This window comes from Burkholderia sp. Bp8994 (genome assembly GCF_003853805.1).
Classification (GTDB): Bacteria; Pseudomonadota; Gammaproteobacteria; order Burkholderiales; family Burkholderiaceae; genus Burkholderia.
In genome coordinates this window covers 154992-164015 of record NZ_QTQH01000017.1, presented here as the reverse complement: position 1 = coordinate 164015, position 9024 = coordinate 154992, and the positions used below count along the sequence as shown (strand labels likewise).

Here is a 9024-nt window from a genome sequence, read left to right as displayed (position 1 = left end):
GAGAAGATCGAAGCCGCGGCGGACGCAGGCAAGTCGCAGTTCGTGAGCCGTGAAGTGACGAAGCTGGACCGTCCGGAACTGACGTCGGCGAGCATCATCGTGTCGGGCGGCCGCGGCCTGGGCAGCGGCGAGAACTACACGAAGGTTCTCGAGCCGCTGGCCGACAAGCTGAGCGCCGCACTCGGCGCATCGCGCGCGGCAGTCGACGCCGGTTACGTGCCGAACGACTATCAAGTCGGCCAGACCGGCAAGATCGTCGCGCCGCAGCTGTACATCGCGGTCGGCATCTCGGGTGCGATCCAGCATCTGGCCGGCATGAAGGATTCGAAGGTGATCGTCGCGATCAACAAGGATCCGGAAGCGCCGATCTTCAGCGTGGCCGACTACGGCCTCGTCGGCGATCTGTTCGCGCTCGTGCCGGAGCTCGTGAACGAGCTGGGCTGACGCTGCGTGACTTGATGCTTCGGCAGCAAGTCGTACGACAAGGGGCGCGATGAGCGCCCCTTTTTTTGTGCAATGGCAGAAGGGGCGGGGACGCATCTGTCTTCGATGCAGCGCATCGCCATCGCACCATGCCGTACGGAACAGTTTTTGTGCGAGCAGATGGGACCGAAGCATCGATCGCCGGAGCGAAGGGGTAACGCGCGTGCGCGTTGACGCAAGCCCCTTTCCGAGCAGGTATCGCATGCGCTGAAACGAAAAAGGCGCCCTGACGGGCGCCTTCTCCACTGATACCGACCGGCCTGCGTCGCCGCGGGCCGTCCCGACTTATGCGTATGCCGGGCGCGTCTGGCCGGCCACGTCCTTCAGGTAGCGATGCACCGACAGGTCGTCGGCCTGGATCGCCGGCTTCTTGCCCGAGATCAGGTCGGCGAGCAACTGGCCCGATCCGCACGACATCGTCCAGCCGAGCGTGCCGTGGCCGGTGTTCAGGAACAGGTTCGAGACCGGCGTGCGGCCGACGATCGGCGTGCCGTCCGGCGTCATCGGGCGCAGGCCCGTCCAGAAGGTTGCCTTCGACGTGTCGCCGCCGCCCGGGAACAGGTCGTTCACGCACATTTCCAGCGTGTCGCGGCGCGCTGCGCGCAGGTTCTTGTCGAAACCGACGATCTCCGCCATGCCGCCGACACGGATGCGCTGGTCGAAACGCGTGATCGCGATCTTGTAGGTTTCGTCGAGCACCGTCGACACGGGTGCGGCCGCCTCATCGACGATCGGCGCGGTGATCGAATAGCCCTTCAGCGGATAGACCGGAATCTTCATCAGGTTCGAGACGAAGCGGGTCGAGTACGAGCCGAGCGCGACGACGTACGCATCCGCGCGCACCGTCTCGCTGCCGCACTGCACGCCGGCGATCTTGCCGCCCGCGATCGCGAGCGCGTCGATCGGCGTGTTGTAGCGGAACTTCACGCCGAGCGATTCCGCGAGCGCCGCGAGGCGCGTCGTGAACAGCTGGCAGTCGCCCGTTTCGTCGCCGGGCAGGCGCAGGCCGCCGGTCAGCTTGTGCGACACGGCGGCGAGCGCCGGTTCGGCATTTTTCAGTTCGGCCGGCGACAGCAGTTCGAACGGCACGTTCGCTTCCTGCAGCACCGCGATGTCCTTCGCCGCGCCGTCGAGTTGCTGTTGCGTGCGGAACAGTTGCAGCGTGCCGCCCGTGCGCCCTTCGTACTCGATGCCCGTGTCGGCGCGCAGCGCCTGCAGGCAATCGCGGCTGTATTCGGCGAGGCGGACCATGCGGCCCTTGTTGACCGCATAGCGCTCGGCCGTGCAGTTGCGCAGCATCTGCCACATCCACTGGAGCTGGAAGCGCGTGCCGTCGAGGCGGATCGCGAGCGGCGCGTGCTTCTCGAACATCCACTTGACGGCCTTCAGCGGCACGCCGGGCGCGGCCCACGGCGCCGCATAGCCGGGCGAGATCTGACCTGCGTTTGCGAAGCTCGTCTCGAGCGCCGGGCCGGCTTCCCGGTCGATCACCGTGACTTCATGACCGGCGCGCGCGAGGTAATACGCGCTTGCCACGCCCACCACACCGCTGCCCAGAATGACGACTCGCATAGCTGCTCCAGATGGAAGGGATCAGGTCGAGGCCGGGCGCACCTGCGTCTCCGTGTAACCTCTAGCTGATCTAGTTTTTTGCGCTATGGTATTGTCGAATGTGTAGGTTTTGTTATCGTATTTTTCAGGTTTTCAGCATAAACAAATGAGAACGCAACGCCAGCCAGTACGCTCGCTCGACAAGCTCGACCGGCGCATCCTGAAACTGCTCCAGGACGACGGCCGGATGGCGATGAAGGACCTCGCGGAACAGGTCGGACTGACCGTCACGCCGTGCATCGAGCGCGTGCGGCGCATGGAGCGCGACGGCGTGATCACCGGCTACCACGCACGCGTCGATCCTCACCAGCTGGATGCCGCGCTGCTGGTGTTCGTCGAGATCACACTCGGCCACAAGGGCGGCAACATGTTCGAGCAGTTCCGCCGCGAAGTGATGAAGATCGACGAGGTGCTCGAATGTCATCTCGTGTCCGGCGACTTCGACTACCTGATCAAGGCGCGGATCGGCGAAATGGCCGACTATCGCAAGCTGCTCGGCGACATCCTGCTGCAACTTCCCGGCGCGGTGCAGTCGAAGAGCTATGTCGTGATGGAGGAAATCAAGGAGACGCTGACGATTTCGGTCGGCGAATGAGCGCGGCGGGGGCCCGCTGCCGGCTCCGCTATCTCACCCTTGGCATGCTGCACCCAATACTGTATAAATATACAGTATTGGGTGCAGGCGAATGGGTGAGCACATGGACGGTCGGTCCGACAACGAATTTCCGATAGCGCCGCCGGCGCCCCGCAAGGGGCGCGGTGCGGTCGACAATCTCCAGGGGCGGTACGAAACGGCGCTGCGCGAAGCGGTCGACGACGGCTGGACGCACGAATCGGGCGACGCCGATCTGCCTGCTCCGCTGCGCACCCAGGTGTTCGAGGAGCGCGCAAAGAGCATCCTGACGCACAACCAGTCGCCGGACATTCCGTTCAGCGTGTCGCTCAATCCGTATCGCGGCTGCGAGCATGGCTGCATCTACTGCTTCGCACGGCCGACCCATAGCTATCTCGGCCTGTCGCCGGGGCTCGATTTCGAGAGTCGCATCTACGCGAAGGTCAACGCGGCCGAACTGCTCGAGCGCGAGATTTCGCGCAAGCGCTACGTGCCGGAGCCGATCGCGCTCGGCGTCAACACCGATGCATACCAGCCCGTCGAGCGCGATCTGCGCATCACGCGTAGCGTGATCCAGGTGATGCACGATTACGGGCTGCCGTTCGCCGCGATCACGAAATCGTCGCTGATCGAGCGCGATCTGGATCTGTTGGCCCCGATGGCCGAGCGCGGGCAGGTGATGGCCGCAGTCACGATCACGACGCTCGACGCCGATCTCGCGCGCACGCTCGAGCCGCGTGCGGCGACTCCGGCGCGCCGGCTGCGTACGATCCGCGCACTGCGCGACGCGGGCGTGCCCGTGGGTGTGAGCATTGCACCGATGATCCCGTTCGTCACCGAGCCGGACATGGAGCGTGTGCTGGAAGCCTGTGCGGAAGCCGGCGCGACGCACGCGAGCTACATCATCCTGCGGCTGCCGTGGGAGGTCGCGCCACTGTTCAAGAACTGGCTCTCCGCGCATTTCCCCGATCGAGCGGAGCGCGTGATGAATCGCGTGCGCGACATGCGCGGCGGGAAGGACTACGACTCGGATTTCTCGAAACGGATGAAGGGCGAGGGGATCTGGGCCGACCTGTTGCGGCAGCGTTTCCGTCAGGCCGTGAAGCGGCTTGGGTTGAACGAGCGCAGGAACGGCGTTCTGGATCTGTCGCAGTTTCGCGGTGCGCCGGCGGCCGGGGCGGCCGCGCAGCGCGCGTTGGCGGGCGCAACTGGCGCGAACTCGCGCGACGACGTGCAGTTGAGCCTGTTCTGACCGACCCGCGTCGGCAGCTTACTGCGAGATTTGCTTCGCCGCTTCGACTTGCGACTCGAAATACGTCTGGAACGACAGCGCGAGCGCGGTCATCAGCAGGAACGCGCCAATCAGCAGCGAGAAGATCACGATGAAGATCACCGTCCAGCCTGACCGGCTGTGCTTGCCCGTGTCGGCATTGAATTGCGCGTCCCATTTCTCGTCGGGGCGCAGGCCGTAGACGAGCGCGGCGAGGAACGCGGCCAGCAGCGAGATCGCACCCGGCACGGCGAGCCACCAGCCGAGGCCGGCACTGCGCTGGGTCGCGGCGAGCAGCAGGAAACCCGGGATCCCGACGATCGTCGCGAGCAGGTGCGCCCAGCCGTACACGTCGCGCAAGCCGTACAGGTAGAAGCGGTGCGCGCCGAGCGAACCGAACAGGAACGCGAGGGCGGCGGTGAGCGTCTTGGAGCGGAAGCGGCGGGGCGATGCGGTGCTGCTGGACATGGGTGGCGGCGGATTATCGGTGGCATGGGCGGCCGGCAGGCCGGCGCAGGGCGCTCGGGCCCGGCACGCATTCTACGATGCCCGGTCGGGCCCGGTCACCCCTCGGCTGCGTCAAGGTGCCGCATAGGTGACACGGTAGATGGCGCCCGCGTAGTCGTCGCTGACGAGCAGCGAGCCGTCCGGTAGCGGCAGTACGTCGGCCGGGCGTCCCCACACGCTGCCGTCCGCGCGCAGCCAGCCCGTGATGAACGGCGTCTGGCGCGTATGACTGCCGTCGGCCGACACGACAGCGCGCATCACGCGGTAGCCGACCTTCGTGCTGCGATTCCACGAACCGTGCTCGGCAATGAAGATGTTGTTGCGATACGACGCCGGAAACATCGGCCCCGTATAGAAGCGCATGCCGAGCGCCGCGACGTGCGCGCCGAGTTTCAGCGCGGGCGGCGCGTAGCGCCGGCACACGTCGGGACTCCCGAATTCGGGGTCGGGCGTGTCGCCGCCATGGCAGTACGGGAAGCCGAAATCGAGGCCCGCGCGCGGCGCACGGTTCAGCTTGTCGTCGGGCACGTCGTCGCCCATCATGTCGCGCCCGTTGTCGGTGAACCATAGCTCGCCCGAATCGGGGTGCCACGCGAAGCCGACGGTATTGCGCACGCCGCGGGCAAATACTTCGCGGTTGCTGCCGTCGGCGTGCATGCGTGCGATGATCGCGTATCGGCTGCGATCGGCGAGGCAGACGTTGCACGGTGCGCCGACCGGCACGTAGAGCTTGCCGTCGGGGCCGAACGCGATGAATTTCCAGCCGTGATGATGATCGGTCGGCAGCGCGTCCGTCACGACCGCCGGCGCGGGCGGCCCGGCGAGCCGGTCGTCGATGTGGTCGAGGCGCAGGATGCGCGACACGGCGGAGATATAGAGTGCGCCATCGCGATACGCGACGCCGACGGGCGTGTCGAGCCCCGACGCGATCACATGGCGGGCAGTGATCCGGCCCTCTTGCATCACGAAGGCATGCACGCGGCCTTCCCGCGAGCCGACATACAGGATGCCGCGCGGCGACCACGCCATTTCGCGGGCGGTCGGCACGGCATTGGTCAGCACGTCGACATGGAAGCCGGGCGGCACGACGAGTTCGTCCACCGGTGGCGCGGCGCAAGCCGCGGCGGATGCGAAACAGGTGACGAGGCCGGTCAGCAAGCCTGCGAGGCGGTGCTGCGCGCGGCGCGTCGGGGTGACGCGAAATAGCGGCATGGCGGCGGGAAGCGTCGTGGACGCGACGATTGTATGCCCGGCGAACAGGGCGTCTGCGGAATTTTTGCGCGTAAGTGTTTGTTGTGGCTTTGGTTTCCGGCTATAATCGCACGTTTCAGTAGTTTCGAACCCGGTTTTCCCGAAGGATTTCATATGGTTATCATCCGTCTGGCTCGCGGCGGCTCGAAGAAGCGCCCGTTCTACAACATCGTTGCTACCGATTCGCGCAACCGTCGTGACGGCCGCTTCATCGAGCGCGTCGGCTTCTACAACCCGGTCGCCACGAAGGGCGAATCGCTGCGTATCGCTCAGGACCGCCTGACGTACTGGCAAGGCGTTGGCGCGCAACTGTCGCCGACCGTCCAGCGTCTCGTGAAGGAAGCGCAAAAGGCGCAACCGGCTGCCTAACATGGCGCGGTGTGCCGGTCGTGCCGGCTGCAAGGAGCATTGATGTCCGGTCACGATTCCGGTAACGCAAGGCGCGGGCGAGCGTCGTTTGGCGCATTCGTCCGCAAGCCGGTCGAGCGCGACACTGTCGCGAGCGCCGGTACGGCTGCCGAGCAGGGCAGTCTCGAAGCGGTGCAAGCCTGGCCCGACGATGCTGTCGAGGTCGGGGCAGTGGTCGACGCCTACGGCCTGAAAGGCTGGGTCAAGGTGGCGACGCATGCCGACGCCGGTCGCGGCGGCGATGCGCTGCTCACGGCGCGCCGCTGGTGGCTGGAACGGGGTGGGGAGCGGTTGTCCGCCCGCATCCTGCAGTCGAAGACGCACGGCGACACGGTCGTCGCGCATACCGCGGGTGTCAGCGACCGCGATGCCGCACTGGCTTTGCGCGGCTTTCGCGTGTTCGTGCGCCGGGAAGATTTCCCGGCATTGGCCGCGGACGAATTCTATTGGGTCGACCTGATCGGCCTCGAGGTCGTCAACGAGCAATCGGTGGCGCTCGGGACGGTGAGCGGGATGATCGACAACGGCGTGCATTCGATCATGCGCGTCGAGTATCCGGCAGTCGGCAAGGATGGTCGGCCGACCACCGACGAGCGGCTGATTCCGTTCGTCGGCGTCTACGTCAAGACGGTGGATCAGGCGGCACGTCGCATCGTCGTCGACTGGGAAGCCGATTACTAATGAACCAGGTTACGGAGAGCGCGGTGCAGTTCGACGTCGTCACGCTCTTTCCCGAAATGTTCCGCGCGCTGACCGACTGGGGAATCACCAGCCGGGCCGTGAAGCAGGAGCGCTTCGGGCTGCGCACCTGGAATCCGCGTGATTTCACGACGGACAACTACCGCACGGTCGACGATCGTCCGTACGGCGGCGGTCCGGGCATGGTGATGCTGGCCAGGCCGCTCGAGGCCGCGATCGGTGCTGCGAAAGCCGCGCAGGCGGAGCAGGGCGTCGCGAGCACGCGGGTGGTGATGATGTCGCCACAAGGTGCGCCGTTCACGCATGAACGTGCGGTGCGGATGGCGCAGGAGCCTGGTGTCATCGTGCTGTGCGGTCGCTACGAGGCGATCGATCAGCGTCTGCTCGACCGTTGTGTCGACGAGGAAATCAGCCTCGGCGATTTCGTTCTGTCCGGCGGCGAACTGCCGGCGATGGCGATGATGGATGCCGTCGTGCGCCTGTTGCCCGGCGTGCTGAACGATGCGCAGTCGGCCGTGCAGGACAGCTTCGCCGACGGGCTGCTCGATTGCCCGCATTACACGCGCCCCGAGGAATACGAGGGAATGCGCGTGCCGGACGTGCTGCTCGGCGGGCATCATGCCGAGATCGAGAAGTGGCGGCGGCAGGAAGCATTGAAGAATACGTTGCGGAAGCGGCCGGACCTGATCGTCCGGGCGCGCCGCGAGAAGTTGCTGAGTCGTGCCGACGAGGCGTGGCTTGCGAACCTCGCACGCGAAGCGAAGAACGCCTCTTGAGGCGGCGTCGCGGACGGGAAATGGCGGTGCCGTGCATGTGTGTGCGGTGCCTGATGTGAATCCATCCTCTATCGGGGCCAGGCCTGGAAACGGGCGGGTGCAAACGCCGACAAGATGGCATAAGGAGTCAGTAATGAATCTGATCGCAAAACTTGAGCAGGAAGAGATCGAGCGCGCGCTCGCCGGCAAGACGATCCCCGATTTCGCCCCGGGCGACACGGTGATCGTGAACGTGAACGTGGTTGAAGGTAACCGCAAGCGCGTTCAGGCTTACGAAGGCGTCGTGATCGCGATTCGCAACCGCGGCCTGAACTCGAACTTCATCGTCCGCAAGATCTCGTCGGGCGAAGGCGTCGAGCGTACGTTCCAGACGTACTCGCCGCTGCTGGCGAGCATCGTCGTGAAGCGTCGCGGTGATGTGCGTCGTGCGAAGCTGTACTACCTGCGCGAGCGTTCGGGCAAGTCGGCTCGTATCAAGGAAAAGCTGGTGTCGAAGGATCGCGCCGCAGCAGCTTCCCAAGAGTAAGAGCTGTAAGGAAAAAGCACCCACCCGGGTGCTTTTTTCATTCTGGCGCGACAATATGCTCGTTATGTCACGAACACGAGAGCCCCATTGAATCGCCGCCCCATCATTGATCCCGAAGTGCTGCCGGTTGAAGGCACCGGCGCGGGCCTGCCGTCCATCGAGTCCCGCCTGATGACGCCGCCCGGGCTGCGCGCGCGTTTTGCGCGCACGCTCGAATGGAGCGTCGAGCCCGGCGAGGCGCGGCTGCAGGAGGGCGTCGACCCGCGCAGCGCCGCCGTCCTCATCCCGCTCGTCGTTCGCGAGAGCGGCCTCACCGTGCTGCTGACCCAGCGCGCCGATCACCTGAACGACCATGCCGGGCAGATCAGCTTCCCCGGCGGCCGTCGCGAGCCGTTCGATCGCGATGCGACGGCAACCGCGTTGCGCGAGGCGAAGGAAGAAATCGGACTGGCCGCCGAGCCGGTGGAGATTCTCGGTGCGCTGCCCGACTACCTGACGGGGACCGGTTTCTGCGTGACGCCCGTCGTGGCGCTCGTGCATCCGCCGTTCACCGTGCAGGCCGACACGTTCGAAGTCGCCGAGATTTTCGAGGTGCCGCTCGCGTTCCTGATGAGCCCCGCGAACCACCAGGTGCGCGTGTTCCGCTGGGAAGGCGGCGAGCGTCGTTTTTTTGCGATGCCCTATCCCAGTGGCGAATCAGCCGGGCATTACTTCATCTGGGGCGCAACTGCCGGCATGTTGCGCAATCTCTACCGCTTTTTGGCAGCCGGCTGACTTCCCGCGCTGTGCGGCGCGCGCGGCCGGCCGCCGGGCGATCGCATCGTCAGCCATGCGTCGCTTACGCTGTGCTATCGTTATGCAAAAAATGACATAACTCCGA

General features: G+C 65.6%; 11 protein-coding genes. 8 read left to right on the top strand and 3 right to left on the bottom strand.

Annotation, left to right across the window (positions count from 1 at the left end):
- Nucleotides 1-444: electron transfer flavoprotein subunit alpha/FixB family protein (locus tag DIE04_RS20205; RefSeq protein WP_221621950.1), on the top strand; the 444-nt coding region annotated here is incomplete at its 5' end.
- A 324-nt stretch (nt 445-768) separates the two neighbouring features.
- Here the strand turns inward: DIE04_RS20205 and DIE04_RS20200 are convergent.
- Nucleotides 769-2055, bottom strand: coding sequence for a D-amino acid dehydrogenase (locus DIE04_RS20200; RefSeq protein WP_124487492.1), 1287 nt, complete (start codon nt 2053-2055; stop codon nt 769-771).
- Nucleotides 2056-2200: 145 nt separating this feature from the next.
- Here DIE04_RS20200 and DIE04_RS20195 point away from each other — a divergent pair, with 145 nt between their 5' ends.
- Entirely contained in the window at nt 2201-2689 is a 489-nt protein-coding gene (locus DIE04_RS20195; protein WP_044844820.1) for an Lrp/AsnC ligand binding domain-containing protein, read from the top strand.
- A gap of 91 nt (nt 2690-2780) precedes the next feature.
- Complete coding sequence (locus tag DIE04_RS20190) at nt 2781-3959, top strand: PA0069 family radical SAM protein (protein WP_124487491.1); 1179 nt, start codon at nt 2781-2783, stop codon at nt 3957-3959.
- Between the two features lie 18 nt (nt 3960-3977).
- On the opposite strand, the gene DIE04_RS20185 is transcribed toward DIE04_RS20190, so the two are convergent.
- Together DIE04_RS20185 and DIE04_RS20180 are read right to left on the bottom strand one after the other, a co-directional pair.
- On the bottom strand, nt 3978-4445 hold the full coding sequence (locus tag DIE04_RS20185) for an NINE protein (protein WP_044844818.1): 468 nt from the start codon (nt 4443-4445) through the stop codon (nt 3978-3980).
- Nucleotides 4446-4556: 111 nt separating this feature from the next.
- Nucleotides 4557-5696, bottom strand: a complete 1140-nt coding sequence (locus tag DIE04_RS20180; RefSeq protein WP_124487490.1) for a sorbosone dehydrogenase family protein — start codon at nt 5694-5696, stop codon at nt 4557-4559.
- 153 nt (nt 5697-5849) lie between these two features.
- Between DIE04_RS20180 and rpsP the strand changes: the two genes are divergently transcribed.
- From rpsP to DIE04_RS20155, 5 genes are all read left to right on the top strand, one after another.
- Entirely contained in the window at nt 5850-6104 is a 255-nt protein-coding gene (rpsP, locus tag DIE04_RS20175; RefSeq protein ID WP_006476550.1) for a 30S ribosomal protein S16, read from the top strand.
- Nucleotides 6105-6146: 42 nt separating this feature from the next.
- Nucleotides 6147-6824, top strand: a complete 678-nt coding sequence (gene rimM / locus DIE04_RS20170) for a ribosome maturation factor RimM (protein WP_124487489.1) — start codon at nt 6147-6149, stop codon at nt 6822-6824.
- Nucleotides 6824-7618: a tRNA (guanosine(37)-N1)-methyltransferase TrmD gene (gene trmD / locus DIE04_RS20165; protein WP_124487488.1), complete on the top strand. Its 795-nt coding sequence runs from the start codon at nt 6824-6826 to the stop codon at nt 7616-7618. The genes rimM and trmD overlap by 1 nt, the downstream gene beginning before the upstream one ends.
- 133 nt (nt 7619-7751) lie before the next feature.
- Complete coding sequence (gene rplS / locus DIE04_RS20160) at nt 7752-8144, top strand: 50S ribosomal protein L19 (RefSeq protein ID WP_006486838.1); 393 nt, start codon at nt 7752-7754, stop codon at nt 8142-8144.
- Between the two features lie 87 nt (nt 8145-8231).
- Nucleotides 8232-8918: a CoA pyrophosphatase gene (locus DIE04_RS20155; protein WP_124487487.1), complete on the top strand. Its 687-nt coding sequence runs from the start codon at nt 8232-8234 to the stop codon at nt 8916-8918.
- Nucleotides 8919-9024: the final 106 nt, after the last annotated feature.

Bases quoted from the DNA above. Each gene is read 5' to 3' on its own strand.
- DIE04_RS20200 (WP_124487492.1), bottom strand. From the start codon at position 2,055: ATGCGAGTCGTCATTCTGGGCAGCGGTGTGGTGGGCGTGGCAAGCGCG.
- DIE04_RS20195 (WP_044844820.1), top strand. From the start codon at position 2,201: ATGAGAACGCAACGCCAGCCAGTACGCTCGCTCGACAAGCTCGACCGG.
- DIE04_RS20190 (WP_124487491.1), top strand. From the start codon at position 2,781: ATGGGTGAGCACATGGACGGTCGGTCCGACAACGAATTTCCGATAGCG.
- DIE04_RS20185 (WP_044844818.1), bottom strand. From the start codon at position 4,445: ATGTCCAGCAGCACCGCATCGCCCCGCCGCTTCCGCTCCAAGACGCTC.
- DIE04_RS20180 (WP_124487490.1), bottom strand. From the start codon at position 5,696: ATGCCGCTATTTCGCGTCACCCCGACGCGCCGCGCGCAGCACCGCCTC.
- rpsP (WP_006476550.1), top strand. From the start codon at position 5,850: ATGGTTATCATCCGTCTGGCTCGCGGCGGCTCGAAGAAGCGCCCGTTC.
- rimM (WP_124487489.1), top strand. From the start codon at position 6,147: ATGTCCGGTCACGATTCCGGTAACGCAAGGCGCGGGCGAGCGTCGTTT.
- trmD (WP_124487488.1), top strand. From the start codon at position 6,824: ATGAACCAGGTTACGGAGAGCGCGGTGCAGTTCGACGTCGTCACGCTC.
- rplS (WP_006486838.1), top strand. From the start codon at position 7,752: ATGAATCTGATCGCAAAACTTGAGCAGGAAGAGATCGAGCGCGCGCTC.